Source organism: Acetonema longum DSM 6540 (assembly GCF_000219125.1).
Lineage (GTDB): Bacteria > Bacillota > Negativicutes > Sporomusales > Acetonemataceae > Acetonema > Acetonema longum.
Window position 1 is genome coordinate 21,935 of record NZ_AFGF01000102.1, and the last position, 26,856, is coordinate 48,790.

General features: G+C 47.8%; 30 protein-coding genes and 1 pseudogene. 29 read left to right on the forward strand and 2 right to left on the reverse strand.

Translation table 11 applies throughout. The features are described 5' to 3' along the window. Nucleotide 1 precedes the first annotated feature (1 nt). The 17 genes and pseudogenes from argR to ALO_RS11470 all read left to right on the forward strand — a co-directional run bounded on the left by argR (nt 2) and on the right by ALO_RS11470 (nt 15,330). Complete coding sequence (argR, locus tag ALO_RS11385) at nt 2-451, forward strand: arginine repressor (protein ID WP_004095926.1); 450 nt, start codon at nt 2-4, stop codon at nt 449-451. 20 nt (nt 452-471) lie between these two features. Continuing rightward, nucleotides 472-2,184: a DNA repair protein RecN gene (recN, locus tag ALO_RS11390; RefSeq protein ID WP_004095928.1), complete on the forward strand. Its 1,713-nt coding sequence runs from the start codon at nt 472-474 to the stop codon at nt 2,182-2,184. Between the two features lie 187 nt (nt 2,185-2,371). Then, on the forward strand, nt 2,372-3,727 hold the full coding sequence (gene spoIVB, locus ALO_RS11395; RefSeq protein ID WP_004095930.1) for a SpoIVB peptidase: 1,356 nt from the start codon (nt 2,372-2,374) through the stop codon (nt 3,725-3,727). 125 nt (nt 3,728-3,852) lie between these two features. Beyond that, the gene (spo0A, locus tag ALO_RS11400) at nt 3,853-4,623 is read left to right on the forward strand and encodes a sporulation transcription factor Spo0A (protein ID WP_004095932.1); all 771 of its coding nucleotides are present in this window, start codon (nt 3,853-3,855) and stop codon (nt 4,621-4,623) included. Nucleotides 4,624-4,822: 199 nt separating this feature from the next. Beyond that, a complete protein-coding gene (locus ALO_RS11405) occupies nt 4,823-5,485 on the forward strand; it encodes a P-loop NTPase family protein (protein ID WP_004095934.1) in 663 nt (220 codons plus the stop codon). Between the two features lie 97 nt (nt 5,486-5,582). After that, nucleotides 5,583-6,224, forward strand: a complete 642-nt coding sequence (spoIIM, locus tag ALO_RS11410) for a stage II sporulation protein M (protein WP_004095936.1) — start codon at nt 5,583-5,585, stop codon at nt 6,222-6,224. Nucleotides 6,225-6,422: 198 nt separating this feature from the next. Beyond that, nucleotides 6,423-7,309, forward strand: a pseudogene (gene xerD / locus ALO_RS23920) (site-specific tyrosine recombinase XerD). A 114-nt stretch (nt 7,310-7,423) separates the two neighbouring features. Next, nucleotides 7,424-8,599, forward strand: coding sequence for a phosphopentomutase (locus ALO_RS11420; protein WP_004095938.1), 1,176 nt, complete (start codon nt 7,424-7,426; stop codon nt 8,597-8,599). A gap of 163 nt (nt 8,600-8,762) precedes the next feature. Further along, nucleotides 8,763-9,959 carry a D-alanyl-D-alanine carboxypeptidase family protein gene (locus ALO_RS11425; protein WP_050807004.1) on the forward strand — a complete coding sequence of 399 codons (1,197 nt, stop codon included), beginning with the start codon at nt 8,763-8,765 and terminating at the stop codon, nt 9,957-9,959. Between the two features lie 161 nt (nt 9,960-10,120). After that, nucleotides 10,121-10,468 (forward strand): STAS domain-containing protein, encoded by a 348-nt coding sequence (locus tag ALO_RS11430; RefSeq protein ID WP_004095944.1) that lies wholly within the window; start codon nt 10,121-10,123, stop codon nt 10,466-10,468. A gap of 5 nt (nt 10,469-10,473) precedes the next feature. Then, the gene (gene spoIIAB / locus ALO_RS11435; protein WP_004095946.1) at nt 10,474-10,899 is read left to right on the forward strand and encodes an anti-sigma F factor; all 426 of its coding nucleotides are present in this window, start codon (nt 10,474-10,476) and stop codon (nt 10,897-10,899) included. A gap of 11 nt (nt 10,900-10,910) precedes the next feature. Beyond that, on the forward strand, nt 10,911-11,642 hold the full coding sequence (gene sigF / locus ALO_RS11440) for an RNA polymerase sporulation sigma factor SigF (RefSeq protein WP_004095948.1): 732 nt from the start codon (nt 10,911-10,913) through the stop codon (nt 11,640-11,642). Nucleotides 11,643-11,945: 303 nt separating this feature from the next. Then, nucleotides 11,946-12,146 carry a dodecin family protein gene (locus ALO_RS11450; protein ID WP_004095950.1) on the forward strand — a complete coding sequence of 67 codons (201 nt, stop codon included), beginning with the start codon at nt 11,946-11,948 and terminating at the stop codon, nt 12,144-12,146. 57 nt (nt 12,147-12,203) lie between these two features. Continuing rightward, nucleotides 12,204-12,596, forward strand: a complete 393-nt coding sequence (locus ALO_RS11455; RefSeq protein ID WP_004095951.1) for a hypothetical protein — start codon at nt 12,204-12,206, stop codon at nt 12,594-12,596. Nucleotides 12,597-12,614: 18 nt separating this feature from the next. Then, the gene (locus ALO_RS11460) at nt 12,615-13,211 is read left to right on the forward strand and encodes a hypothetical protein (RefSeq protein ID WP_004095952.1); all 597 of its coding nucleotides are present in this window, start codon (nt 12,615-12,617) and stop codon (nt 13,209-13,211) included. Nucleotides 13,212-13,226: 15 nt separating this feature from the next. Beyond that, complete coding sequence (spoVAEA, locus tag ALO_RS11465; protein WP_004095953.1) at nt 13,227-13,841, forward strand: stage V sporulation protein SpoVABEA; 615 nt, start codon at nt 13,227-13,229, stop codon at nt 13,839-13,841. Next, nucleotides 13,807-15,330: a spore germination protein gene (locus tag ALO_RS11470; protein WP_004095954.1), complete on the forward strand. Its 1,524-nt coding sequence runs from the start codon at nt 13,807-13,809 to the stop codon at nt 15,328-15,330. Before spoVAEA ends, ALO_RS11470 begins: the two co-directional genes overlap by 35 nt. 38 nt (nt 15,331-15,368) lie before the next feature. Here ALO_RS11470 and ALO_RS11475 read toward each other — a convergent pair whose 3' ends face one another. Further along, the gene (locus tag ALO_RS11475; protein ID WP_004095955.1) at nt 15,369-16,103 is read right to left on the reverse strand and encodes a DUF4363 family protein; all 735 of its coding nucleotides are present in this window, start codon (nt 16,101-16,103) and stop codon (nt 15,369-15,371) included. Nucleotides 16,104-16,363: 260 nt separating this feature from the next. On the opposite strand from ALO_RS11475, the gene ALO_RS11480 reads away from it, so the two are divergent. The 6 genes from ALO_RS11480 (at nt 16,364) to ytfJ (ending at nt 20,434) form a co-directional block, all read left to right on the forward strand. Continuing rightward, a complete protein-coding gene (locus ALO_RS11480; protein WP_004095956.1) occupies nt 16,364-16,987 on the forward strand; it encodes a site-2 protease family protein in 624 nt (207 codons plus the stop codon). A 17-nt stretch (nt 16,988-17,004) separates the two neighbouring features. Further along, a complete protein-coding gene (gene trpS, locus ALO_RS11485; RefSeq protein WP_004095957.1) occupies nt 17,005-17,994 on the forward strand; it encodes a tryptophan--tRNA ligase in 990 nt (329 codons plus the stop codon). Further along, nucleotides 17,994-18,713, forward strand: a complete 720-nt coding sequence (locus ALO_RS11490; protein WP_004095964.1) for a segregation and condensation protein A — start codon at nt 17,994-17,996, stop codon at nt 18,711-18,713. Before trpS ends, ALO_RS11490 begins: the two co-directional genes overlap by 1 nt. Next, nucleotides 18,713-19,249 (forward strand): SMC-Scp complex subunit ScpB, encoded by a 537-nt coding sequence (gene scpB / locus ALO_RS11495; RefSeq protein ID WP_004095966.1) that lies wholly within the window; start codon nt 18,713-18,715, stop codon nt 19,247-19,249. The genes ALO_RS11490 and scpB overlap by 1 nt, the downstream gene beginning before the upstream one ends. An 85-nt stretch (nt 19,250-19,334) precedes the next feature. Further along, nucleotides 19,335-19,997: a DUF2953 domain-containing protein gene (locus ALO_RS11500; protein WP_004095967.1), complete on the forward strand. Its 663-nt coding sequence runs from the start codon at nt 19,335-19,337 to the stop codon at nt 19,995-19,997. An 11-nt stretch (nt 19,998-20,008) separates the two neighbouring features. Beyond that, on the forward strand, nt 20,009-20,434 hold the full coding sequence (gene ytfJ / locus ALO_RS11505; protein ID WP_004095968.1) for a GerW family sporulation protein: 426 nt from the start codon (nt 20,009-20,011) through the stop codon (nt 20,432-20,434). Nucleotides 20,435-20,610: 176 nt separating this feature from the next. On the opposite strand, the gene ALO_RS11510 is transcribed toward ytfJ, so the two are convergent. Continuing rightward, nucleotides 20,611-20,802, reverse strand: a complete 192-nt coding sequence (locus ALO_RS11510; RefSeq protein WP_238528261.1) for a ferritin family protein — start codon at nt 20,800-20,802, stop codon at nt 20,611-20,613. A 145-nt stretch (nt 20,803-20,947) separates the two neighbouring features. On the opposite strand from ALO_RS11510, the gene ALO_RS11515 reads away from it, so the two are divergent. The 6 genes from ALO_RS11515 (at nt 20,948) to ALO_RS11540 (ending at nt 26,773) form a co-directional block, all read left to right on the forward strand. After that, complete coding sequence (locus ALO_RS11515; protein WP_004095970.1) at nt 20,948-22,111, forward strand: D-alanyl-D-alanine carboxypeptidase family protein; 1,164 nt, start codon at nt 20,948-20,950, stop codon at nt 22,109-22,111. Nucleotides 22,112-22,399: 288 nt separating this feature from the next. Continuing rightward, nucleotides 22,400-22,990 (forward strand): nucleoside recognition domain-containing protein, encoded by a 591-nt coding sequence (locus tag ALO_RS11520; RefSeq protein WP_040293252.1) that lies wholly within the window; start codon nt 22,400-22,402, stop codon nt 22,988-22,990. Nucleotides 22,991-22,992: 2 nt separating this feature from the next. Then, the gene (locus ALO_RS11525) at nt 22,993-23,526 is read left to right on the forward strand and encodes a spore maturation protein (protein ID WP_004095974.1); all 534 of its coding nucleotides are present in this window, start codon (nt 22,993-22,995) and stop codon (nt 23,524-23,526) included. Nucleotides 23,527-23,750: 224 nt separating this feature from the next. Further along, nucleotides 23,751-25,031 (forward strand): FAD-dependent oxidoreductase, encoded by a 1,281-nt coding sequence (locus ALO_RS11530; protein ID WP_040293238.1) that lies wholly within the window; start codon nt 23,751-23,753, stop codon nt 25,029-25,031. A gap of 14 nt (nt 25,032-25,045) precedes the next feature. Next, nucleotides 25,046-26,020 (forward strand): hypothetical protein, encoded by a 975-nt coding sequence (locus ALO_RS11535; RefSeq protein ID WP_004095977.1) that lies wholly within the window; start codon nt 25,046-25,048, stop codon nt 26,018-26,020. 30 nt (nt 26,021-26,050) lie between these two features. After that, nucleotides 26,051-26,773 carry a pseudouridine synthase gene (locus ALO_RS11540; RefSeq protein WP_004095979.1) on the forward strand — a complete coding sequence of 241 codons (723 nt, stop codon included), beginning with the start codon at nt 26,051-26,053 and terminating at the stop codon, nt 26,771-26,773. Nucleotides 26,774-26,856 lie beyond the last annotated feature (83 nt).

Below are 26,856 nucleotides of genomic sequence, written 5' to 3' on the forward strand. Positions count from 1 at the left end.
TTTGAAAGCTCTGCGGCATGCTAGAATTAAAGACATTATTGAAAATGCAGTGATTGAAACCCAGGAAGATCTGGCCGACGCCTTGCGCCGTGAAGGCATTGATGTGACTCAGGCCACGGTCTCACGAGATATTAAAGAACTGATGCTCATTAAAGTTCCCATTGGCGATGGTCGGTATCGTTACGCCTTTCCGCAGGAACCTAATATTTTGATATCACCGTCCCGCATGGAAAAAGTATTTCAGGACTCAGTGGTTACCATTAATTTCAGCGAAAACATTATCGTTTTGAAAACTTTACCGGGGTTGGCCCAGGCAGTAGCTTATACCATTGATAATGTAAAGTGGCCGGAAGTTATCGGGACGGTGGCAGGCGACGATGCCATTATGGTGGTGGTGAAACCGGCGGCGGCAGTGCCGGCGGTACTGGATAAATTCAACAATTTATTATAGCGGTTCGGGGGATGATTTGTATGCTGAAATCGCTGTCAGTAAGCAATTTTGCCTTAATTGATCATGCTAACATTGAATTTGCCGCAGGACTCAATGTGCTGACCGGTGAAACCGGCGCCGGCAAATCGATTTTGATTGACGCTTTGAGTACGATTCTGGGAGACCGGGCATCGGTTGAATCCATCAGAAGAAATTGTGAATATTTCCGGGTTGAGGCAGTATTTGAAGTAACGCAACATTCGCATCTTTATCCTTTGTTGGAAGAGCAAGGAATTCCTTTGGAAGATAATGGCCTGATCATTAACCGCCGTCTCAACCGCAACGGTAAAAATACGGTGGTGATTAACGGCTGTCAGGTTCCTATTGCTGTTTTAAAGCAGATCGGCGATCAGTTAGTAGATATGCACGGCCAGCATGAAAATCAGTCCCTGCTTCGTCCGGAATCCCATTTATCGATACTGGACCATTTTCAGGATGATATTATCAAAAGTCTAAATGCCTATAAAACGGTTTATCATGACTGGGTACAGGTTAGAGCGGAGCTTAGCGTTCTCATGCAGCAGGTAAAAGATGCGGCTCAGCGTTCGGAGATGCTCCGCTGGCAGGTGGATGAGATTTCCAAAGCCGCTCTTAAAACGGGTGAAGATGAACAGCTGGATCAGGAAATCAGGATTCTGGCTAACCGGGAGAAAATAGCCAACGCGACCCTGCGTTCCTATGCTATTTTGGCTCAGGGAATCAAGGGCGCCGGCGGCATCATTGCCGAAATGTCCGAGATCAAACGGGAATTAGACGGCGCTGGCCGTTATGACCCGGCTCTTGAGGAAAAAACCAGTGTCATTCGAGACTGCTTATATCAGTTAGAAGAGGTTGCCTCAGGCTTGCGCGATTATAATGATAAAATGGATTTTGAACCCAACCGGCTGAATACACTGCAGGAAAGATCCAATCAGATTGCCACCTTAAAGCGAAAATACGGGGCTTCCATTGATGACATACTGGCCAGCTGTGAGCAGGCCCGGACTGAACTGGCTGCGGTGGAAGATTTTGATCAGCGCCGGCTGCAACTGGAAACGAGACAACGAGAATTGGAAGCGGTGCTGTCTCAGCGCTCTGCCGGCCTGGATGAACTTCGGCGTCAGGCAGCTCAGGAGATGGCCCGGCTGGTTACCGGCCATCTGACCCAACTAGGTATGCCTAATGCGGTATTTATTGTACAAGTTACGAAACAGGATCAGTATACGTTCCATGGACAAAATGAAGTGCGGTTCTTATTCTCCGCCAATAAAGGAGAGGACCCCAAACCTTTGAGCAAAGTAGCCTCCGGCGGGGAACTTTCCCGGGTCGCCCTGGCCTTCAAAGCGGTTGGCGCTCGGCGGGACCGGGTGGGCACGATGATCTTTGATGAAGTGGATGCCGGGATAGGCGGTCTCACCGCCCAAATGGTAGGCGAAAAAATTGCGCTGGTGGCCGTTGACAAGCAGGTTTTGTGCATTACCCATTCGGCGCAGATCGCCTGCATGGCGGATCAACACATTTTTGTGGAAAAGCAGGAACAGGGAGAAGAGACCTGTACCATCATCAAAATTTTGGCCGAGGATGAAAGAGTTTTGGAATTGTCTCGCATGACCTCAGGTGATAATGTGACAACAGTGTCGCTGGATAATGCGAGACAAATATTGGATAAAGCCAGAGAAAAAAAGGATTTCTTATTAAAACAGGCGAAAGCGTAAGCTTTCGCCTGTTTTAATAAGAAAAGTGGCGATAATAAGCTGCCGAGTCAATCTTTGCATTATAATCCGGAATAATCCCGATTTGAATCGGGAATTTCTATTTTTGTGACTCTGTTTGCAATCAGTCCCGGCGAAATTAAAAATGCATAAAATGGGTAAAAATGTAATGAGGAGTGATCAAGGCGTTATGGCAATAAAACGACGGTCTTTGATTGGAATAGGCATGATACTGCTGCTTGTTACATTTTGTTTTTCGCCGCAATTTACGAGTATCTATAATATTCCGCCCACATTGAGAATCATCGAAGGCGAGACAGCTATTTTCACAGTCAGTTTTCCTTTGACAGTAGCCGTTCCCCGGGACTTGGAACAGGTGGTTCAGTTAAAATCGAATCCCCGATTTTCGGCAGACGGACTTTTAAATAGTCTTTCCCAACCGGTGACACTGGAGCCAATGAAGCGTGGAACAGCGAATGTGGAGTTCAAGTTATTGGGGATCATACCGCTGCGAACCGTAGAAGTCAACGTATTGCCTTCCATAAAATTATCCCCCGGAGGACAATCGATTGGCGTGGTGCTGCATTCTCAAGGCGTGCTTGTTGTAGGAATTTCACCGGTTAAGACAACAAGCGGACTGAAGGTTCCGGCCAAAGAAACCGGCATACTGATTGGCGACAGTATTTTAAGCATGAATGGAGTGCCGGTGCAAAATGATTCTCAGGTGGCTGAAATCATCGACAAGGCAGGACAAAAAGGGGAACAGGTGGCTTTACTGATAAAACGAGGGGAGCAACGCTTGCACTTTAACATAACACCCCAGTATTGCGAAGATACGAAACGACATCGCATCGGGCTATATGTCAGAGACAGCGCCGCCGGTGTGGGAACTTTAACCTTTTATGAACCGAGCACTTACACGTACGGCGCTTTGGGGCATGTAATCACCGATAATGACACGAATCAGCCCATTGATTGTCAGCAGGGAAAAATCGTCATAGCGACTGTTTCCGGGATTCAATTGGGGCGCAGAGGACACCCCGGTGAAAAGATCGGCATGTTTATTGAAGAGGACCAGACCATCGGCAATATCGAAAAAAATACGGCCTTCGGCATTTTCGGGCAGTTGGTGGAGCCCGTCAGCAATAACGTGTATCAGAATGCCATTCCTGTGGCATCCATGAGTCAGATCCAATTGGGACCGGCGGAAATGCTCACTGTGGTGGACGGGCAAACCATAGAGCCTTTCAAAATTGAAATAGAGAAGATCAATTTGCAGGAGGCGCCGGAAGCAAAAGGTCTGGTCATTAAGGTTACTGACGAGCGGTTATTGCAAAAAACAGGCGGCATCGTCCAGGGTATGAGTGGCAGCCCTATTATCCAGGACGGGAAAATTGTCGGAGCCGTAACCCATGTTTTTGTGCACGATCCTACTAAAGGGTATGGCTGCTTCATGGATTGGATGCTTATGGAAAGCGGCTTAATTCCTAAAAAAACCTCTCACACAGCGAGAAAACTATTTTCGTTTTCTCGCTGTTTCATTTAAAATAAATGTCGATAAATGTTGATAAATAACAAAAAAATAATTGTATTTTTTTACCATGCCAGGAAGGAAGTTACTGCTCCTTGTCGAATCATACTTACATAAGATAAACGGGGAGGGTATATGGCGTGATTAGAGAGAAAATCAAAGTCGCTGTCGCAGACGATAACCGGGAATTTGCGGATATCATGCAGGAATTCCTGACTCAACAGGCGGATATTGATCTGGTAGGTGTAGCTTATAACGGCGAAGAGATTTTATCTATCCTCAGTGAAAAGAAGCCTGATGTAATCATCCTCGATATAATTATGCCTCACTTAGACGGAATAGGAGTTTTGGAACGCATCAACGCTTCGATGGAAAAACGTCCTAAAATCATCGTGTTAACGGCACTGGGTCAGGAAAGCGTTACCCAGCGGGTAGTGGAACTGGGAGCGGATTATTACATCCTCAAACCTTTCAACATGGAAATCTTAATCAGTCGGGTGCGTCAACTGGCCGGCGCGATTACTTCCAGCCGGCCCAATGTAGCCCAAGCTATCAAAGCCCGTCCGATTGATGTTGAAGTGACCAGTATTATTCGCGAAATAGGCATTCCGGCTCATATCAAAGGTTATCAATACCTTAGAGACGCGATTATGATGATTGTGACCGAAATTGAGCTTTTAGGCGCGGTGACTAAGATTTTATATCCGATGATTGCCGAAAAGTATTCTACCACTCCCAGCCGGGTTGAACGGGCTATCCGTCATGCCATCGAAGTGGCCTGGAGCCGCGGCAATATGGAAATGATCAATAAAATCTTCGGCTATACTGTGAAATTGGAGAAGGGCAAACCCACCAATTCAGAATTCATGGCCATGATCGCTGATAAACTGCGGATGGAAATGCGGGCGTAAAAGAGATTGTTTTTCGAGGTAAAATAATAAAGCTCTCTGGTCGTTTAGCAGAGAGCTTTATTATTTAAACAGAAAAAGCTCGACAGGCAGGCTTTTTCTTGCTTTGAAAAACGGCAGCGGAGCAATCCTGTCGATGGCAGGATTTTTAGCGTCTAAACGGAATATTCTATAAAATATATCGACAGAAGAAGGTGTTTCTATGGCTCCGGAGCGAGTTACGATTTTTGTTGGAGAATTTGGCAGCGGAAAAACTGAGCTAGCCGTAAACTATGCGCTGTATCTGGCGCAAAACGGGCATAAAACCGCCATTGTAGATTATGATCTGGTGAAACCTTATTTTCGCACCAGGGAAAACCAGAGTCTGCTGGAACAAAAAGGAGTCTTTGTCGTTGCGCCGGAAAAGCGTCTGGCCCACACTGATTTGCCGATTTTGCCCCAGGATCTGACACGGATTCTGTATGATCCAACCTATCAGGTAGTCATGGATGTAGGGGGCGGCGAATCCGCTATTTCTCTGGGGCAAATCCATCAAAAGCTGGCGGAAGTCACCTATCAGGCTTTTTTGGTGGTGAATGCGCTGCGTCCCTTTACCAGTACGATAGAGGGCATTCGGGAAGTTAGAACAAAAATTGAAAAAGTAGCCCGTATTCAGATTTCAGGTCTTGTGTCCAACACTAACCTGGCTGATGAGACTAAGTTAGCCCATGTGGAGCAGGGTTTGAAGCTGGTGGAAGAAGCAGCCCGGCAAATGATGCTGCCGGTTAAGTGGTTGGTTGTCCCCACATGGCTGGCCGGACAGGTGAAGACGGATCATCCGATCTTTGAGCTTACGCCATATACAAAATATCCCTGGATGGAATAGGACATAGAGTGAATAAATTTTAGACGAACTGGTCTAAACCGGCATGGGCTGCATACATTTTACCAAGTATACGTAAGTATGCTAGGGAGGAAAGCACATGCTGGATCATATACGTTACGGTCTCAGTGGACATCTTCGCTCCAATATCGTTTCTTATTTTTTTATGATTTTGATTTTTGTCAGCGGGGTAGTTATTGGCGCTTTAGCGGTTAAAACCTTGCCTAATGAGCAAAAGACTGAGTTAGTCGGGTATCTGCAGGTTTTGTTTCAGGGATTAATCGGACAAAACGGCGGATGGGACCACCAGGATATGCTGGGGAATGTTCTCTGGAGTTACACCAAGATGATCGGCATACTCTGGATTCTGGGCTTTACGATTATTGGGATTCCCATTGTGTTGTTTATTATATTTACCAGAGGATTTATCGTTGGCTTTACCGTGGGGTTCCTGATTAACGAATATATTGTCAAAGGACTTATTTTTGCGTTGGTATCAGTATTGCCTCACAGCCTTCTTTCCGTTCCGGCAGTGATTATTACCGGCGTATCCTCGGTAGCCTTTTCCCTGATGCTGGCCCGGAGAAAACTGCGGGATCACGCCAGTTTTTTGAGTGAGGCAATCGGCTATTCCGCCGTGTGTTTTTTCATGCTGTTGGTGCTGTGGTTTACGGCTTTCATTGAAGTCTATTTGTCACCGGTTTTTATGAAGTTGATTGTGGCCTGGTTTTTTATAGAATAGGCAAATCATAATCATAAAATGTAAAGTATTTGAATAAGAATGGTAACAGGTTGGATTCAGCGATAATTTCCAGAAAAAACAAAACAAAATTCGACAGGAAAACAGGTAAGTTCATCTTGATGTAGAATACTTATGTATACATTAAATTGACGGAAATCCTTTCTGGAAAGTTTAGCGCGAAAAAAAGGGTGGGTAAAAATGGATAATTATGTTACGGAATTTATTAATTATCTGGCGGTTGAGCGGGGTTTGGCGCAAAATACACTGGAGTCCTACGGCCGGGATTTGCGTCAGTTTCAAACCTACTTACAGCATAGCCAAATTGATTTCATGAAAGACTTAAATCGCAGTACCATCCTTACATATTTGAATACTCTGCAATCGAAAGGCAAAGCCGTATCGACCATTTCCCGCAATTTGGCCGCGATCAAATCATTTTATCAGTATTTGGTCCGGGAACGGTATCTGGAGAAGGATCCTGCCGCTCACCTTGAATCTCCGAAGCGGAAAAAAAATTGCCGAAGGTGCTTACGATTCATGAAGTGGAAGAGCTCTTAAAACAGCCTAATGTATCCCTGGCAGCGGGGCTGAGGGATAAGGCTATGCTGGAACTGCTGTACGCCACCGGTATTCGCGTTTCAGAATTAATTTCGTTAAATATTTCTGATGTAAATTTGGAAATGGGCTATATTAAGTGTTATGGGAAGGGTTCTAAAGAAAGAATTGTTCCTTTGGGCTCCATAGCCGCTAAATGCGTTCAGGATTATGTCGCTAAAGGACGGCAAAAACTAGTCAGGACCTATGAAGAAGCCTCATTGTTTGTCAATCACCATGGCAACCGGCTAACCCGGCAGGGATTCTGGAAAATCATAAAGAAGTATGCCCAGGAAGCCAACATTCATAAAGAGATTACACCTCATACTCTGCGCCATTCCTTTGCCACTCACCTGCTGGAAAATGGGGCGGATCTCCGGTCGGTCCAGGAAATGCTGGGTCATGCCGATATATCTACCACCCAGATTTATACCCATGTTACTAAAAATCACCTAAAAGAGGTATACGATAAAACCCACCCCCGCGCCTAAGGGAGCCGTTGAAAAAGGCCCGTCTGTGTCACTTCAGCCTCCTGCGGGCGGGCGCTCGACGTATCCTGCTGCAGATGATGTCGCATAGGTTTTAGCATGAAGGAGAGACATTTAGTGTTTACGAGAGTCATCGTGATCGTTCTAGACAGTGTAGGGATCGGTGCTACGCCGGATGCTCACTTATATGGAGACAGCGGGACCAATACCTTGGTGCATATAGCGGAGGCCCGGGGAGGGTTGCTGCTGCCTGTTTTGGAGAGTCTGGGCTTGGGTTGTATTGAGGCCATACCGGGAGTGAAGCGGGTGAATTCGCCTAAGGCATGTTACGCCAAGATGGCGGAATTGTCAAAAGGCAAAGATACCACCAGCGGACACTGGGAAATAGCCGGCTATCCGGTTTTTTCCCCGTTCCCTATGTACCCTCAGGGTTTTCCGGCTGAAATGATTGATTCTTTTGTGCGCTTCACAGGGAAAAAAATATTGGGGAATAAGCCTGCTTCCGGGACTGAGATTATCCAGGAACTCGGCGCCGAGCATATGGTGACCGGCTATCCTATCGTTTATACTTCCGGCGACAGTGTGTTTCAGATTGCGGCCCATGAAGAGATTATCCCGCCGGAAGAGCTGTATGATATCTGCCGCATTGCCCGGAAAAAGGTATGCATCGGCCCTCATGCGGTGGGAAGGGTAATTGCCCGCCCCTTTGTTGGACAGCCGGGCCGTTTTACCCGTACTGCCGGTCGGCATGATTTCAGTCTGGAACCGGGTCAAACCGTGCTGGATAGTCTGAAAGAGCACCATTATACCGTGGTGGGGGTTGGTAAGATCGGGGACATTTTTGCCCACCGTGGTCTCACCGATTCATATCCGACCGTATCCAACTCCGACGGGATGAACCGGTTGCACGCGGTGCTGGCGGAGACTTCCCGCGGGTTGGTTATGGTGAATCTGGTGGATTTTGACAGCCTCTATGGGCATCGCAATGATGCTGCCGGTTATGCTGAGGCGCTGGAGGAATTTGACCGTCATCTGGCCTTACTCCTGCCCGCCATCAGGTCTACTGACTTATTGATCATTACGGCGGACCATGGCTGCGATCCCACTATGCCAGGCACGGATCATACCAGGGAATATGTTCCCCTGCTGGCGTTTAGCCCTGCACGGGAAACCGGTTTGGACTTAGGAATTCGGACAAGCTTTGCTGACATAGGGGCGACTATAGCGGAAATTTTTCATTTGCCGGGATTAGAATATGGACAGAGTTTTCTTCCGGCTTTCAAAGAAAATTGAAATTCCCATAAATTTAATATTTTTACTGAAGTTCTTGCATTGGCCGGGTTTACCCCGGCCTTTAATTTTTTGCTGTTTATTTTCCAGACTAAGTTTAGCTGCGGGTGGTTAATCTAAAAAAGAGATATGCCGAAAGTGAAAAGAAAGGAGTGTCGTATGTAATATGCGGCTTTCACACTCACTCTCATTCCCCTGGATAGCCTGCTTGATAATTTTTGCCGTTGTATGTAGTATAGGCAGTACTGTTCTGGCAGCCCCCAAAGCCAAAGACCGGTCCGGCGCTAATACCGCTGCAACTATTGCCACATCTGCCGAATCGGCAGTTATTCTTGATGCTAACGGCGCCATTTTATTTGAGAAAAACGCGCATAAGAGGCTGCCTCCGGCCAGTGTTACCAAAATCATGACTTTATTGCTGGCTGTTGAGGCAGTGGAGCAGGGCAAGATAAAACTCACCGACGAGGTAGCCGTATCGCACCAGGTTTGGCGGCAGGGAGGCTCTCAAATATGGCTGGAGCCCGGCGAAAAAATGTCGGTGAAGGAAATGATGACCGCAGTGGCGGTAGTCAGTGCGAATGATGCTGCGCTGGCCATTATGGAACACATATACGGCAACCAGCAGGCAGCTGTTGATGCCATGAATCTAAGGGCGACAGAATTAGGCCTGCAAAATACCCATTTTGCCAATGTGAATGGGCTGCCCATTCCGGATCATTATATGAGCGCCTACGATACCGCGCTGATTGCCAGAGAAGCGCTTCGATACCCATTGTATATGGAACTGGTCGGTATCAAGGAGCATTGGCTGAGAAACGGCAAGAATTGGCTGGTCAATACCAATAAACTGCTCTGGTGGTATCCCGGCGCTGACGGGCTAAAAACCGGTTGGACCGAAGAGGCTAAATATTGTTTTGTTGGAACTGCCAAACGGGATGGATTACGGCTAATTGCTGCTGTTTTCGCCACACCCGAACCCAGATCCCATTTACGGGAAACCATGAAATTATTCGACTGGGGATTTGCCAATTTCACAGCTAATTCGATCGTGGAACAGTTTGCCCCGATCCAGCGCATAAAAGTCAGCAAAGGCATGGATAAAGCGATCAATGTCGTTGCTGCCGAATCTTTATCCGTCATTTTACCTAAAGGCAAAAAGACAAACATGGAAAAGAAAATCACTTGCAGCACATGGCTGACCGCCCCGGTTATGAAAGGCCAGAAGTGCGGTGAAATGTTGGCTTTGCAAGACGGCAAGATAGTCGGTAAAATAGACTTGATAGCAGAAAAAGATGTGGCTAAAGCCGGCTTTACTAAGATTTTTACCGATAATGTCCTGGAGTTGTTTAAAGTAACGAAATAAAAGCTATTTCAAAAAGGGAGATTACTCCCTTTTTTATTACGCCAGAAAAGAGTTCTGCAATGCAGGCTTTTTTTTTGTCTGCCCACTTTTTCATTTTCATCCTTTTTAGCAGGAAAAAATTTCCTTACGGCGAATGATATAACAAAAAAGTTGGAGGGATCATGTTGAAAATAAACACGCTCATCAGGAAAGATTATTTGCTAGTACGCCTTGAGGGCGAGTTTGACGTACATGCTGTAGAACAATTCCGGCAGGTTATTGACGAGAGTATTGAGACCAGCGAGGTTAGAAATCTGGCTCTTAGCCTCAAGGGAGTTAGTTTCATTGACAGTTCAGGCGTTGGGGCCATACTGGGATGGTATAAAAAAATTCAGGCTTCTAACGGCGAAACCATCCTGATTCATTTGCCGGCTCAGGTGGAGCGAGTCTTGGCTCTTTCCGGACTTACGAAGATTATGAAGGTATATCCCGGCGAAAAGGATGCATTTGAAGCCGCAGTGGGAGGTTGAGCATGATGAAAAACCAGCTGAAGATGAGTTTTGACAGTCTCAGTGAAAATGTCGGAATTGCCAGAATTACAGCTGCCGCTTTTTCCAGCCAGGTTGATTTTACTCTTTCGGATATTGAGGAAATCAAAGTGGCCATCTCGGAGGCGGTTTCTAATGCCGTGATTCATGGCTATGCCGAAACAAAAGGGACGATCGAAATGATAATGACACTCTGTGACAATTACATAGAGTATGTCGTGTCAGATCAGGGCGCCGGAATTGCTGATGTGAATCTAGCCAGACAGCCTGCCTACTCATCCATGCCGGAACGTATGGGTCTGGGTTTTGTCTTTATGGAGTCGTTTATGGATGAACTGGAAGTGAAGTCGACTGTAGGTTCGGGCACAATGGTACGAATGATTAAAAAATTTGATGCCAAACCGGTTCATTAGGCGGGATATGTATGTTAGGAGATGAAGCGTTAAAAGAGTTGATTTCTCAGGCCCAGGCAGGCGATCAGCAGGCTAAAGAACAAATCCTGAACTCGAATATGAATTTGGTCAGAAGTATTGTCCACCGGTTTACAGGGCGGGGATACGAATGGGACGACTTATTTCAAATCGGCTGTATAGGGTTAATTAAAGCCATCGACCGGTTTGATTTGACCTATAGCGTGAAATTCTCAACCTATGCGGTTCCCATGATCATTGGTGAAATACGGCGGTATATCAGGGATGATAATCCGATGAAGGTGAGCCGCTCCTTAAAAGAGCTTGCCTATCGGGTGCACCGGGCGGAAGAGAAACTGCAGGCTGCTCTTGGCCGGGATCCCACTGTTACTGAGGTGGCCGCGGAGTTATCTCTGTCGGCTCAGGAGGTGATTGCCGCTGCCGAAGCCAATCTGCATCCTGCCTCCTTATATGAGCAGACTTATCGTGATGATGGCGATCCTATTCTGCTGCTGGACCAAATTAAGCACAGCGATCGACAGGAAGCTGACTTTGAAAATTTTGCTCTGAGAGAAGTATTGGCGCAATTACCGCAACGGGAACAAGCGGTAATCCATCTGCGATTTTTCCATGACAAAACCCAAGCCGAGATTGCCGCTATGATTGGTTTGTCTCAGGTTCAGGTATCCCGTATCGAGAAAAACGCCCTGAAAATGATTAAAGAATTATTACAGACCTCAGGTTAAAAATGAGGTCTGTTTATTTTAAAATTAGGGAAAACTATCGGTAAGATTATAGCTGGGGGGTGAGAGAATTTGACAAAAAAAGTGTATATCCTCCTAGGGATTTTATTGCTGATGGCTACCGGCGGCATAGCCTGGTATTTCTGGGATGAAGGCCCTCAGAAAGTCCCTGTGCGTTCTAAATCAGTCTGGTTATACCGGAATGAAAGCCCAAACGATTTTTACGCCTGGGTTCCGGAAAGGTATGATATTTCTATTCCGGCGCACACTATGCTTATACTTGAGTTATAGTAAGGAGGCAACAGTATGGCTGTCGTAAAAGTAATTGAATTAGTGGGCACTTCCCGTCACAATTGGACTGATGCGGTAGAAAATGCGGTGGTGGAAGCCGGAAAAACTCTCGATGACATTGCCGGAGTCGAGGTTACCAATTTTACGGCCAATATTGGTGAAAGCCGCATTACCGAATACAAAGCCAATGTAAAAATCGCCTTTCACGTTCATTAAAACTTCAATAAGGAGAGTGCTGAGCGCACTCTCCTTATGTCTTGAAAGGGTAGTTGCATGTTGACGATAGATTTTATTGCACTGCTGCTCACGGCATGCCTGGTAGGGTTTCGTTATCCTCTGTATGTTTGTTTCGCCGTTATAATCCACGAGCTGGGCCGTTTGATTGTGACTGTCTTTTTTCATGGTCAGATTGAGGCCATGGTGGTTGCCGGTGTTTTCAGCACTTCGGTCGTGAATAATATGACCCATGGCCTGAAGGGTTTGCTTATTGCCCTGTCCGGCCCATTAGCCAACTATTTGGCCTCCGGTATTGCCGGCGGCTCTGAGTGGGAAAAAACGGCGGATTTAGTTAATCCGGTTTCCAGTCTGAAATATCCCTTTGCAGTGATTCATTTACGTTTTGCGGTTTTATCGTTAGCAGTCAGTCTATGGAGTTTCTTTTTTTAATAGGAGGTGGAAAACCGAATGGACAAGCGTCGCAACATGCGCAGTATGAATGGCGCTGGAAATCAATCTCTTCAGCCGGGACAAAACCAAAATCAGCAGGGCGAGCAGAACCAGGCATTCAGTACTGACGCGAATCATGCTATTTTACTTGCCCTGCAGAATATCCAAAATCAAATTAATACGTTACAACAAGACAAGGAAAACAATGCGTCCAGCCAGGAAGCATCGAATGACCAACAGTCAACGCCCCAGCTCTTGCAGCAGTCTATGTCCCAGGATAATCACCAAGCAGCACAGCCTCCTCAGACTCAGACCGCCGGGGCTAACCAGGCGCTGACGCAGTTATTGCAGCAGATTTACGGTTCCCAGAACCAGTCTCAGCAGGGTGTGGAACAGTCTCAGTCTCAGGGAAACAATACCGGATCTCAGCCTGCTGCCCTGAAAAAGCAGGTGACAATGCAGACGGCTGCGCAGCTTCTGGCCGATACACAGTATGAGCTGGCCAATGAATTGGAAAATAGCCTGCAGAAATTGCGGCAGGTGATTCAGGATAGTGAGAAATTGGCCAATAAAATCAGTTCTTTATTAGGGGAAAATGAAAAATCGACGCCGTGAACATGCGGTGGAAGGATGAAAGCTTTGGCCGAAAAGGTAAAAGTCATTTTAGTGACTGACGGCGATCAAGTTGCGCAAAATGTAGTGGAAGATATTGCCGATTCGCTGGGGTTGCGCTGTATATCGGCATCAGGCGGCAACCCGACTCCCATATCCGGCGAGGAGATTATACGATTATTAAAGACCGTTCCATTTGATCCTGTCCTGGTCATGTTTGATGACAAAGGCCGCCGCGGTAAAGGCAGCGGGGAAAGCGCCCTCGAATACGTGGCATCCCATCCGGAGGTGGATGTGCTAGGCGCTATAGCTGTTGCCTCGAATACCAGCGGCATTCAGGGAGTGGAGCCGGATGCCTGTATCGATGACCGGGGGAAAATAGTAGAGAAGCCGGTAAACAAAAACGGGCAAGTGGAGAGTAAGGGATGCTCTCCCAGAGTGTTCGGCGATACGGTGGATGTGTTGAATTATTTGAACATCCCGGTTATTATCGGGGTGGGCGATATCGGGAAAATGGATCATGCGGATGATTTGCGCCGCGGTGCCCCCATTACCTATAAAGCAGTGGAAGAAATATTGAAACGGAGCGGGATTTTGCATGGCGGACAAGAACAAAATCAAACCGGACATTGACAGCAATATCAATTTACTGAAGGATATGCTGGGGGTAGGGGAAAGCTTTGACATCATTTTCCGGGAGTATAATGTTGGGCGAAAACGGGCCGCTTCTTTTTCCATCAATGGCATGGTGAATGATATTATCATCAGTAATGTGTTAGAGGACATGACTGCCTATCTGCAGCAAGATTTATCCATTAACACGATGCATAAGCTTTTCTATTCCCGATCCACTCATTCTCAGGCGAAATTGGTGGATAATATTGAAGACGCTCTTTTAAGCCTGCTGTCAGGGGAGTTCCTTTTCCTGCTCGACGGTGAAACCCAGATCATCGTATTAGATGCCCGTTCTTATCCAGCCAGGGCCCCCAGTGAATCCAACATAGAGAAAGTAACCCGGGGTTCACGGGACTCTTTCGTGGAAACCATTGTTTTTAACACCGTATTAATCCGTCGGCGGTTACGAGACCCGAATCTGCGCTTCAAAATCATTAAAGTCGGGGGACGGTCCAAGACGGACGTTGCCCTGTGCTATATCAAAGATATCACTAATTCCGCCTTGGTGGAGCAGGTTCAAAAGAGCCTTGAGTCTATCGTCATTGACGGTATTCCTATGGCGGAGAAAGCTATTGAGGAGTATGTCATCCCCGGCAGCAAATGGAATCCCCTCCCCAAAGTCCGTTATACCGAAAGGCCTGACGTGGCTGCAGTCCATTTGCTGGAAGGGCATATCTGCATTATTGTGGACACTTCGCCGAATATCATGATTCTGCCGGCCACTGTTTGGCATCATGTACAGCATGCTGAAGAGTATCGACAGAATGTGGTGGTTGGCACTTTTTTGCGGCTGGTTCGGTTGGGGGGCATTGCCATGTCTTTTCTCCTGCCGCCATTGTGGCTGGCATTGGTGCTGCAGCCTCATTTGCTGCCGGAAACTCTGGCCTTTTTAGGTCCCAAAGAATCCGGCATCATTCCTCTTGGCATTCAGTTTCTGCTGGCCGAGTTTGGGGTGGAACTGGTGCGGATGGCCACTGTCCATGTTCCTTCAGCCCAGGCTACAGCCCTTGGTTTTATCGGAGCGTTTATGCTGGGGGAATTCGCCACTAAAGTGGGCTTGTTCGCCAATGAAACTATTTTTTATATCGCCGTTGCCGTCGTCGGGACTTTTGCCACGCCCAGCGTAGAATTAGCTTTAGCGGTGCGGGTTTTCCGCATCGCGTTAATTATGATTGTTATGGCCTTTAAGCTGCCGGGATTATTGGCGGGATTAGCTGGTGTGGCTATTCTGCTGATCTTTACCAAATCGTTTGGGGTTCCTTACTCATGGCCGCTGATCCCCTTCAACTTTCTTGCTCTCAAAGATGTGGTTTTTCGGCTGCCCATTCCGGAAAAAGTGCTGCGTCCGGCCATGCTGAGGCCTAAGGATGAAGACCGGCTGGAAACAGGGGAACAGACAGGCGGCTCCGAATCGACTAAGAAAAAGCCGGACGGGGACAAGAAATAAGGCAGCCAGCCTGGCCGCCTTATTTTTTCGATTTCTTATTATTTACTTTTGTAAAAATCTCGTATGGTTCCTATACTCTCGTTTAGTTTGGCGATTTTCTCGATGACCCCTTCCTTGTTTTCCGCATCGACCGCATCGCTTAACTGGAGTATGGCCGAATGAGTTTTAGTAATTTCGTCGAAAATCCCTAGGCTTTCCAAGGCGGGTTTCGATTGTTTCCAGGTATTTTCTAATTCTTTTACTTTACTGCGGGCTTTGCCCCAGTCTTGATCGGCTACAAAAAAATCCACATTGCGCAGTTGATTGCTGATGGTCACAATGTCGGACAAGGGAGATAATTTGTAGGATCGGCCGATTTCACCGATGCTTGCCATAAAGCCATTTAAGCTTTTATAAACTGCTGCCGGATCTTTGGAATCTACTGCCTGATACAGTTTATCCAAGCCTTCTCTGGCTTTATCGACCCCTTTTTTCTCACCGATTAATGGCTGAGCCTGGTTCCATAAGGCCTCCAGCCTGGCTAACTCTCTTTCTGCCTGGGACCAGTTTCTTGCTATAATAAAAGAGAATACCGTACCTGCCGTCAGTTCTAGGTCATATAACTCCGACGGCGGCGGTTCAAACCGCTCCAGAACCGGAGGATTGGGTTTGGATACTGGCCCTTCCCCGGTCGGGCCAGTCTGGGGTTTTTGCGCCGGCGGCGCCAGGGAACAACCGCATAGCATTAGGAGAACCAAGAGACTGCCAGTCAGTTTTTGTCCAATATGCCGCATGAGTCAAATCATTCCTTTTTGTCATTTTTCTTGTTGCATCGTTATTGGCACTTGTTATATTTTCTCCGGTCTGCGGTGGGTTATGCGATGGAAAGATCGCTAAATCGGCAATGATATCTGTCTTTTTACTTGCCTATCAGAGGATAATATGCCAAAATGATACGAGGGAAGATTTAGTTCCAAGGTCTGAGGGTATTCTACCTACAGGGAGCAGGCCTGGAATTGAGAGCGTTTATTCATGTTATACAAGGAGGTAAGCCGTGTTTGGTTTCGATTCAGATATGATTTTTCGCATTCCTGCCTTACTGGCGGCGTTAACGATTCACGAATACGCTCATGCCAGGATGGCAGTCAGCCTGGGAGATCCTACGCCTAAGTATTTAGGGCGTTTGACATTAAATCCGGTGGCTCATTTGGACCCTATCGGGTTAATTATGTTGTGGCTCTTCCGGTTTGGTTGGGCCAAACCGGTACCGTTTAATCCCTACAATTTTCAAGATGTAAAGAAAGACACCATGCTGGTAGCTTTCGCCGGACCGGCATCCAACATTTTATTAGCGTTTACGGTGGCTGTTTTGATGGGGGGGATTTTGCCCCTCTTGGGAATAAGGTCCTTTGTTATAGACCAGATTCTCATTTGGACCTATCAGTATAATCTGGGCTTTGCGGTCTTTAATTTACTGCCGATTCCACCGCTGGACGGATCGAAGATCCTGGGAAGTCTATTACCCGGCAGGCAGGCGGAGTGGTGGGAAAGCATCGAGCAATATGCTCCCATGTTTATGATCGCCTTGCTGGCATTTGGCTTCATTGGGCCGATTATCAGTCCGCTGATTAACAGTTTACACCGGATCATTATGGGCATTGTTGGAATCATCTTTTAGCAGGAGGCTTGTATCTAATGAAGGGCAGAATCTTTAGCGGCATGCAGCCGTCGGGCAAATTTCATCTGGGTAACTATTTGGGGGCTTTGGAAAATTGGGTCAAGCTCCAGCATGAATACGAATGTTTTTTCTGTATTGTGGACTGGCATGCCCTGACATCCAGTTATGAAGATACCAGAAAGATTCCGCAGAATATCCACGATATGGCACTGGACTGGCTAAGCGCCGGACTGGATCCGGAACGCAATACTATCTTTGTGCAGTCTCATGTGAAAGAACATGCCGAATTGCATCTGCTGTTGTCCATGATGACTCCCTTGTCCTGGCTGGAACGGGTTCCGACCTATAAGGACAAGCTGCAGCAATTAGGCGCTCAGGGCAAAGAAATCAATACATATGGTTTTCTCGGCTATCCTGAGCTGATGACCGCCGATATTATTCTGTATAAGGCTGATACAGTTCCGGTAGGGGAAGATCAGCTGCCTCACCTGGAACTGGCCAGAGAAATCACCCGCCGTTTTAACAATTTATATGGCCCGATTTTTCCCGAGCCTAAGGCCAGTTTGAGCCAAGCTCCGGTTTTGCCGGGTTTGGATGGCCGTAAGATGAGCAAGTCCTACGGCAACGAAATCAGTTTTTCGGCTGGACCGGAAGAAATTCGGGAAAAAGTCCGGATGATGGTGACTGACCCCCAGCGGATTAAGAAGACCGATCTGGGCCATCCGGACGTTTGCACGGTATTTACCTTTCACAAGCTGTTTAATGCCGAACATGCAGTGCAGATCGAAAAAGATTGTCGCAGTGCTCAAATCGGCTGTGTGGAATGCAAGAAAAGGCTGGCCGAGCGTATGGTGGACATGTTGGCGGATGTCCATACCCGCCGCCTGGCATTAGAGCGAAACCCCGGACGTATTAAAGAAATTCTCGATTATGGGGCAGAGCGGGCCCGCAAGGTTGCTGCAGCGACGATGCAGGAAGTGAATAAGGCCCTGCATCTGATGGGGTGATGTCTGACTATAAAATAAGACTGGAAGTCTATGAAGGCCCTTTGGCCCTTTTACTCCATTTGATTGAAAAAGACCAGATCGATATCTATGATATTCCGATTGTCCAGGTAACAGAGCAATATATTGCCTATCTGAAAGCGTTACAGGACTTTAATATCGAGATCGCCAGCGAATTTTTGGTCCTGGCCGCAACCTTGCTGCAAATCAAATCCCGCATGCTTCTGCCGAAACAAGCGAAGGCTGACGTTGAAGAGGAAGAACTAGACGATCCGCGCCGTGAATTGGTAGAGAGGCTGTTAGAATACCGCCGCTACAAAGAGGCCGCCGGACAATTGGAGCTAAAACGCCAGGAGAGAGAGCAATTTTTTGTCCGTTCTCCCCAGTTCTTTTCTCCCATCGTAAACCTGCCGGTCGGATTGACGGTAGAAGACCTTTTGCAAGCATTAGCAGCGGTATGGGAGAGCACGATCCCGGAATTTGCGCTGATTTCCCGTGAGGAAATCAGCGTTCAGGAAAAAATGGCGGATATTATATATTTACTGCAAAAAAATGACGGGCGCATAGAGTTTGAGGCTACTCTGATCCGCAGCCATTCCCGCAGCGAACTGATAGCCGGGTTTATGGCCCTGCTGGAATTAGTGAGGCTGAAACGAGTCGCCATTCAACAATTGGAAGCCTTTGGGCCCATTTATCTTATGCTTAGGAGCGAATCTGACTAATGTTTTTTCGTCATCTGAAAGCGCATTTGGAAGCGTTGTTGTTCGCTGCCGGCGATCCTGTCCCAGTGGGGAAGATTGCTCAGATGTTAGAACTGGAAGAGCATGAGGCCCTGAGCCTGGTCGAAGAACTGCAGCAGGACCTGCAGTCTGAGGAACGGGGGCTGGCGATTGCAGAAATAGCCGGAGGATATCAACTGTGTACCAAAGCGGAAACTGCTCCGACGGTTGCCAAACTGGCTGAGATTCAGGATAATCGTCTTTCTGCGGCCGCTCTGGAAACCCTATCTATTATAGCCTTCAAACAACCGGTCACCCGCCAGGAAATCGAAGCCATACGCGGGGTCAAAGTGGACGGAGTGGTCAACACCCTGATGGACCGGCTGTTGATTAAGGAACTGGGGCGAAAAGATGTGATTGGCAGGCCGATCTTGTATGGAACGACCGATGAGTTTTTAAAATGTTTTGGTTTAAATACATTGGCTGACTTGCCGCCGATCCCAGAAATCCAGCCCCGCGGCGAGGAAGAGCAACCTTAGTGGAAGAGGTTGCTCTTTTTGTATATATAACAGTCTTTACGCCCACAATAAAGAGAAGCAGGCGGGGGGATAGCGGGGGATAAAGGTGCAGGCAGGCTGGTTTTTAATTGTTTTGCTGGTTACAGCCATTAGCGTCTGGCGAGGGATATGCAGGGTCAATTTGTATGTAGACCTCACTTACCGGCGGACAGAGGGAAATGACATCGTCGTGCTAAAAATATACGCTATGCGGGGACTCATTAGCTATACCATAGAAATCCCGGTGGTGAAGGCAGAGTGGCAGGACGAGCTTTTGTGGCTGGAATCGGAGATCAAGGGGAACAAAGGAATCGAGGCTAAGAGAAGCGTTGTGGAAAAACATATTATTCGCCGGATTCTTGATGTGATCTGGAATAAGCCGCGACTGGCCAAACGAATTGCGAAACGGATCTCTTGCCAGGTGGAACAATATAACACTTTTCTTGATCGCATTCATTCTCATGTGCATTGTGACCAATTTTATTGCAAAATTTGTCTGGGTATGGATGATTCCGCCACCACCTGTCTGCTCATCGGTTTTTTGCGGGCGCTTAACGGGGTACTGCTTGCCTGGCTGCGGCCGCTTATCCATTTTTCGACGGCGCCGGTAGTTCAGTTCGTGCCGGTATTTGGCGATCCCACTTTGGCTATCGACTTAAAATGCATATTCAGGATTCGACTGGGCAATGTTATTAATGCGATGCAAGGACTTCGATTGCAGGAAAGTTAGGAGGAAGAGCTGTGGCGGATCATCCGATTGAAAATTTGATGAAGACAACAATGGAAAGTATCAAAGAAATGGTTGATGTCAATACCATTGTCGGCGATGCAGTGGAAACACCCGACGGTACGGTCATTATTCCTATTTCCCGGGTCACATTTGGTTTTGCCGCCGGTGGAGGCGATTGCAGGCCTCAGGAGGAATCAGCCGACCATCATGAATTGTATCCCTTCGGCGGCGGCAGCGGTGCCGGAGTCAGTGTCAGGCCGGTAGGATTTCTGGTATGCTCTCCCGTATCGGGAATCCGATTTATGTCTGTCGAAAATAATGTAATTTACGAAAGAATGCTGGATTTAGTTCCTCAGGTGATGAACCGAATCGAGGACATGTTCAGTCGGCACGACCCGGTGGAGGACCTGGCCCGGACAGCGCAGGAAGTTAACTAGGGAAAGGGAACCCGTTGACAAAGACTCATCTGCGTCGCATCTGAACCTTTTGAACGGTTCCAGAATCGGGGCCGCAGATGAGCCTGGTGATAGATCCAAATATGAAACCGCACATTTGGAGCATGAATGTGCGGTTTGTTTCATATAGTTTTGTATAGTTTGGCGAAATGGGAAAGTTACTGGAACTGATTGAGATGTTCTTTAATTTGGGTGGCATGCAGCGCTTCGGCTTCTGCAAAATGCCGGAACATCTTTGAAACTTCCGGGTTATTGATTTGTTCGGCAAATGTTTGATAATCTCTTACCAGTTCCTGCTTTTGCGTTAGGGTATGCCGCAAGGTTGTTTTGATGTCGGTTGTTTCCATCATTTTCACCTCCTGATTGATAATAGTATTATTACCTGGCAGGCTGGGAATCATGTAACTGATTTGCATTAACTGACTTTTGACGGATCGTCAGTTATTCGATATAATTATCCATGTCCAAACTATAGGGAAAGGATTAACATGGTTTATGCATATCACATCGCGAATAGCGCGCAATATCTCCCTATTGTCCCTGACCGCTGCTGTTTTAATTCACTCTGTCTCCGCCGCGGCGCCCGCAATTCCGGACGTTACCGCCAAATCGGCGATATTGATAGAAGCTGCTACCGGCAAAGTGCTCTACAATAAAGATGCCGAAACTCGGCGGCCACCGGCCAGTACGACGAAAATGATGACTCTGATTGTGGCGCTTGAACACGGCAATTTAGATGATATGGTTACCGCCAGTGAAAAGGCGGCTTATACCGAAGGCTCTACCTTGTGGCTGCGGGAAGGCGAGCAGTTGAAAATGATTGACATGCTGTATGGTATCATGCTGATTTCAGGCAATGATGCTACAGTTGCCGTAGCGGAACATATCGCCGGATCTGTTGAAAAATTTAGCAAATTGATGACCGAAAAAGCGCATCTTATTGGCGCGAATAATACCAACTTTATCAATTCCAGCGGCCTGCCAGACCCAAATCATTATTCCACTGCTCACGATCTGGCCAAAATAGCTGCCTATGGTTACAGGAATCCATTATTTTCTAAAATAGTGGGCACATCGCAGGTTAATATCCCTTGGCCGGAACGGGAACAAGACCGGGAACTATACAATGAAAATAAGCTGGTCTGGCTGTACGAAGGAGGCAATGGAGTCAAAACGGGTTACACCGATGCCGCCGGACGCTGTCTGGTATCAGGCGCAAAGCGCAACGGCATCCAACTGATCGCTGTGGTGCTGGACAGTGAACGAATGTGGGATGATTCCATCGCCTTGCTAGACTATGGATTTGATCAGGTAAAAAGCCAGTTTTTTTGGCATGAGGGAGATATTTTAAAAAATATCAGAGTAAGCAACGGCAAACAGGATTATGTGAATGTTGCCGTTAAAGCTGATGTAATTGCCCCGGTTATCATTAAAGGCGGTCAGACAGAGTATGAAACTGTCGTGGATATTCCCATGCATATTGCCGCACCAGTAGCAGTGGGGCAAAAAGTCGGGACCGTTAAAGTAATGTACCAAGATAAAGAAATTGCCTCTGCTGATTTAGTGTCGGCGGAGAACGTAGAAAAGAAGTCGTTTTTTGCGACTCTCTGGAGCTCCATCCGGCAACTATTCGCTTTGCTGCTGCGCAGTATTGCCTAGATAATTACAACTAGCTGTGGCCTCGAATCTGGGACTGTTCAAAAAAAGGTCCAGATGCTAGATCAGAGAGACGCTCTGCGTCTCCGTACTGTGAAGAATTCAGATGACTTTTCACTGAGGAGAGATCATCTACTACTACCGCTCTCTGAAAAGTCATGAATTCTGATACAGCGCGACGAGGACGCGCGTGAGACTGTACGTTCGCAGGGTACGTCGAACGCGCGCCCGCAGGAGGCTGAAGTGACGCAGATGGGCCTTTTTCAACGGTCCCCTGTGGGTGGTGGTATTGTGGTCAACCACATCTGGTTCCTGTTTATGGTTGTAGGTATTGTTTATGCCGCCTGGCACGGGCAAATCGGCGTCGTGACCCAGGCGGCTGTTACCGCTGCCGAATCCGCCGTCGCTTTAGCCTTTAAGCTCATCGGGGTAATGTGCCTATGGCTGGGACTCATGAAAATTGCAGAAAGAGCCGGAATGATTCGGCTCTTTTCTGTCATTATTGGACCGGTAGTACGAATGCTTTTCCCTAGCATACCTCGCAATCACCCTGCGCTGGGCAATATTATCCTGACTTTGAGCGCCAATTTGCTCGGATTGGGCAATGCGGCAACTCCTTTTGGCATTAAAGCCATGCAGCAGCTGCAACAACTCAATTCCAAACCGGACGTGGCCACAGAGGCCATGTGCACCTTATTGGCCTTGTGCACCACCGGCTTTACGTTGATCCCAGCCACGATGATTGCCTTGCGATCGGCGGCAGGTTCGGCAGCTCCGGCAGATATTGTGGGAGTTACGGTCATAACCAGTCTGGTGGCAACCTTTGCGGCATTGACAGCTGATTTTGTTTGTCGACTGTTATTGACAAGAGGGAGGCGATAAGAGTGCATATTCTGAGTGAGCAGTTTTCGGTTTGGGCCATTCCCGGCTTGATCTTCATCATACTAGTGGTTGGCGTTGTCCGCCGCGTTCCGGTATATGAGGCATTTGTCGAGGGCGCAGCTGACGGATTTCAAACCGCCATCCGGATTATGCCTTATCTGATCGCAATGATGGTTTCGATCAATATTTTCCGCTTTTCCGGCGCGTTTGAAGCCTGTGTGAATGTTATACAGCCATTTTTGCGTCACGTAGGAATTCCGACAGATTTGGTTCCCTTGGCGATTATGCGCTCCCTGTCGGGAAGCGGGTCTCTGGGTATTGTCAGTGAACTGTTTCATACTTATGGGCCTGACTCGCTGGTGGGCCGGATTGCCTCTACCATATTGGCCAGTACGGATACGACGTTTTATGTCCTTACGGTGTACTTTGGCGCAGTGGGTATCCGCAATGCCCGCTATGCCCCCCTTGTCGGCCTGTGCGGCGATGCGGCGGGATTTATTACTTCGATTTACTTATGCCGATTATTATTTGAGTAAAAGATTCGGATTATAGCTTGACATTGCGAGGCTAAGGGCCGGTAATGTCAAGTTTCTTTTTAAGACAGAAAAAAGGTTCTGCAAAGCAATTTTTTTCCTGTTTAGACAGGAAGAAGCCCTGCAAAGCAGGCTTTTTTCTTGTTTGGCAGAGTGGCACTTTAGCGATCAGCGAATAGACTGTAAGTATGAAAAAGGCAAAAGCGTTTGTGAATTGGGGGAAATCCGTGGTTAAAGTGGTAGTCGTTGGCGGGGGCTGGTCAGGATGTGCGGCGGCGTGGGCTGCGGCGAAGGCGGGAGCAGACGTAGTGCTGCTTGAACGTACTGACTTGCTGTTAGGAACCGGGCTGGTTGGCGGGATTTTTCGCAATAACGGGCGTTATACGGCGGCGGAAGAAATTATCGCCTTAGGCGGCGGCGCTATTATTCATGGTATGGACAGTGTGGCCAGACATAAAAACATTTCCTTTCCCGGCCACGAACATGCGTCTTTATATGATGTGACCTTAATTGAATCGGTTATAAAATCTATTTTATTACAGCAAGGCGTAACCATCAGGACGCAAACTCGTGTAACAGATGTTATACGGTATGGCCGAAAGATTTACCAGGTCATGGCGGACGGCGGCGAAGTCATAACCGGCGAGGTATTTATCGATGCAACCGGTACAGCCGGTCCCATGGGCAATTGCCTAACCTATGGCAATGGCTGTGCCATGTGCGTTTTGCGCTGTCCCTCCTATGGCCCCAGGGTCAGTCTGACAGCCAGAGCTCAGGTGAAAGAGCGAATGGGGCAAAAGGCAGACGGTTCTTTTGGCGCCATGAGCGGTTCCTGTAAATTGCAGAAAGACTCATTGGCACCAGATGTACGCGCCGAACTTGAGAAATCAGGGGTTGTTTTGTTACCCATGCCGGAACGCTTACGGGAAAAGATCGCTTTAGGGAAAAAGGCCTGTACCCAGTACGCTATCCCTGAGTATCAGGCGACTCTGGTTCTCCTGGATACCGGGCATGCCAAGATGATGACATCTTACTTTGACCTGGCTGATCTGAGAACCATACCCGGCCTGGAATTAGCGCGTTTTGCCGATCCTTATGCCGGCGGCAGAGGAAATTCTGTGCGCTATTTGGGTATTGCTCCTTGTGATAATACCCTAAAGGTAACGGGTATGGATAACCTGTTTTGCTCCGGCGAGAAATCAGGCATTATGGTCGGGCACTCAGAGGCAATTCTGACCGGTTTGCTTAGCGGGCACAATGCAGTCAGACACTGTCTGGATATGGAGTATCTGGAATTGCCGCGGACGTTAGCCGCGGGAGATTATATCGCTTATGTTCATGAAAAAATGGATCAGCTGCAGTCTCTGACAGTACGATACACTTTTTCCGGCGCTGAATACTTTATGCGCATGAAAGAGCTGTCCCTGTATACGACCGACCGGGAGGCGATAGAAACGCGGGTGGCTCAAGCAGGTATGACCGGCATATTCAGTAAATGCCTGATATAGGGGGATGATCAATCATGCAAAAATTTGTTCCGTTGCGTTGCGTGGATATCCACACGGACCATTGTCCCTGCCTGTTGGCGGAAACAAACCACTGTTTCATGTGCAGTCATCTGCAGGGAAAGGAAGTTTGCGACTGCAACTGGACCGGGCAATGTTTACTGTATGAAAAGATCTGGCAATCGGTCAAACAAAAAAACCTCCGGCGGGAAGTTGAGTCTGCCGTGCATATCGTCCGCTATATCCCGCCGTCAACCTATCTGCTTGATTTAAGGGTAGATGCAATTATGGGCCAACAGCTTAGCCGGTTGGGGTCTTTCGTATTCATCCGGGCTTTGGATGATCCGGAGATATGCAGTTTTCCGGTGGGAATTATGGATATCAGCCACGATCCTGATACCGACAGCGATACTCTGCACGTAGCCATAGAAACAGTAGGACCGAAATCCAGCCGCATTTTTTTAAAGGATCAAGCCAAAATATCGGTCCGGGGGCCCTATTACAACGGTATTTTCGGGCAACCCTGGATTGAATCGATGAAACATGGCAAAATATTTTTGTTGGCGGGCGGCATCGGCCAGGCTTGCAGCATCATGATCGTCAGAACACTCATCGCCAGCGGCAATGACGTTACCGCTGTGATTGCTCCCGGCAAGGTCGGAGCTCTCTTTGTCGCAGACCGGCTGAAAAAAATGGGCTGTACTGTACTGACGGTTTCATCCATGCGGGATCAGGGGTTTGGTATTGTAGCCGAGGCGGCAGCCAACCGTGAAGTCGATTTAGTTGTCAGCGCCGGACCGGATACCATGCATCATGGCCTCATTGATCATTTGGGTGAAATCGGCTTAACGCTCCCTATGGCAGTAACCAATAATACAAAAATGTGCTGCGGTGAAGGAATTTGCGGCAGCTGTGTCCAAAAGACCAAAGATGGTCAATGGGTGCGGACTTGCAAAGCACAATTGGACTATCGCCAATTGGAACTGAGTTAAAAATAGTAGGATGATAGAATAGGAGACATCATGACAGAACGATTGCAGAAAGTATTAAGTCAGGCGGGAGTGGCCTCCCGGCGTCAGGCGGAGCAATATATTCTGGAGGGACGGGTTAGTGTCAATGGCAAGGTGATCAAAGAGTTGGGAACAAAAGTGACACCGGGCAAGGATCGTATCCGGGTAGACGGGAAAATCATCGGCGCGGAAAAACTGGTATACATTCTGTTATACAAGCCTAAAGGAGTAGTAAGCACCATGTCTGATCCTGAAGGCAGAAAAACAGTAAAGAGCCTGGTTGAGGATATTCCTGAACGGATTTATCCGGTTGGCAGGCTGGATTATAATACCGAGGGTCTGTTGTTAATGACTAATGACGGTGAACTGGCCCAGGCTCTCACCCACCCCAGCCATGAAATTGAAAAAACATATCTGGCCCGGGTGCTCGGTCAGCCGGCCGAAGAAAAGTTGGATCGATTGCGAATCGGGATACGTCTGGAAGACGGAGTGACCGCCCCGGCTAAATTAATCCTGCTGGAACATGACCGGGAAAAAAACATCACCCAGGTTGAGATTATCATCCATGAAGGGAAGAACCGTCAGGTCCGCAGGATGTTTGAAGCGATTGGCCATCCGGTGAATCAATTGAAACGGGTGAGTTTCGCCTTTTTGACCCTTCAGGGCGTAAGACGCGGGCGTTACCGCCATCTGACAACCGCAGAGGTACAGCAGTTGAAATCTCTGTCGCGATGACGATAGTATAATAAGTGTGATATAAGTGGTTTTTGTTTACGGCGTTTAACCGAGTCGGTTGAACGCCGTTTCTATCATACGTC

What these genes read in the sequence shown, in the direction of transcription:
- recN (WP_004095928.1), top strand. Translation starts at nt 472, where the DNA reads ATGCTGAAATCGCTGTCAGTAAGCAATTTTGCCTTAATTGATCATGCT.
- sigF (WP_004095948.1), top strand. Translation starts at nt 10,911, where the DNA reads ATGTTAGGAGATGAAGCGTTAAAAGAGTTGATTTCTCAGGCCCAGGCA.
- ALO_RS11515 (WP_004095970.1), top strand. Translation starts at nt 20,948, where the DNA reads ATGCATATCACATCGCGAATAGCGCGCAATATCTCCCTATTGTCCCTG.
- spoIVB (WP_004095930.1), top strand. Translation starts at nt 2,372, where the DNA reads ATGGCAATAAAACGACGGTCTTTGATTGGAATAGGCATGATACTGCTG.
- ALO_RS11430 (WP_004095944.1), top strand. Translation starts at nt 10,121, where the DNA reads ATGTTGAAAATAAACACGCTCATCAGGAAAGATTATTTGCTAGTACGC.
- ALO_RS11455 (WP_004095951.1), top strand. Translation starts at nt 12,204, where the DNA reads ATGTTGACGATAGATTTTATTGCACTGCTGCTCACGGCATGCCTGGTA.
- ALO_RS11470 (WP_004095954.1), top strand. Translation starts at nt 13,807, where the DNA reads ATGGCGGACAAGAACAAAATCAAACCGGACATTGACAGCAATATCAAT.
- spoIIM (WP_004095936.1), top strand. Translation starts at nt 5,583, where the DNA reads ATGCTGGATCATATACGTTACGGTCTCAGTGGACATCTTCGCTCCAAT.
- ALO_RS11475 (WP_004095955.1), bottom strand. Translation starts at nt 16,103, where the DNA reads ATGCGGCATATTGGACAAAAACTGACTGGCAGTCTCTTGGTTCTCCTA.
- spoIIAB (WP_004095946.1), top strand. Translation starts at nt 10,474, where the DNA reads ATGAAAAACCAGCTGAAGATGAGTTTTGACAGTCTCAGTGAAAATGTC.
- ALO_RS11460 (WP_004095952.1), top strand. Translation starts at nt 12,615, where the DNA reads ATGGACAAGCGTCGCAACATGCGCAGTATGAATGGCGCTGGAAATCAA.
- ALO_RS11405 (WP_004095934.1), top strand. Translation starts at nt 4,823, where the DNA reads ATGGCTCCGGAGCGAGTTACGATTTTTGTTGGAGAATTTGGCAGCGGA.
- trpS (WP_004095957.1), top strand. Translation starts at nt 17,005, where the DNA reads ATGAAGGGCAGAATCTTTAGCGGCATGCAGCCGTCGGGCAAATTTCAT.
- ALO_RS11540 (WP_004095979.1), top strand. Translation starts at nt 26,051, where the DNA reads ATGACAGAACGATTGCAGAAAGTATTAAGTCAGGCGGGAGTGGCCTCC.
- ALO_RS11450 (WP_004095950.1), top strand. Translation starts at nt 11,946, where the DNA reads ATGGCTGTCGTAAAAGTAATTGAATTAGTGGGCACTTCCCGTCACAAT.
- ALO_RS11425 (WP_050807004.1), top strand. Translation starts at nt 8,763, where the DNA reads ATGCGGCTTTCACACTCACTCTCATTCCCCTGGATAGCCTGCTTGATA.
- scpB (WP_004095966.1), top strand. Translation starts at nt 18,713, where the DNA reads ATGTTTTTTCGTCATCTGAAAGCGCATTTGGAAGCGTTGTTGTTCGCT.
- ALO_RS11490 (WP_004095964.1), top strand. Translation starts at nt 17,994, where the DNA reads ATGTCTGACTATAAAATAAGACTGGAAGTCTATGAAGGCCCTTTGGCC.
- ALO_RS11535 (WP_004095977.1), top strand. Translation starts at nt 25,046, where the DNA reads ATGCAAAAATTTGTTCCGTTGCGTTGCGTGGATATCCACACGGACCAT.
- spoVAEA (WP_004095953.1), top strand. Translation starts at nt 13,227, where the DNA reads ATGAAAGCTTTGGCCGAAAAGGTAAAAGTCATTTTAGTGACTGACGGC.
- ALO_RS11510 (WP_238528261.1), bottom strand. Translation starts at nt 20,802, where the DNA reads ATGATGGAAACAACCGACATCAAAACAACCTTGCGGCATACCCTAACG.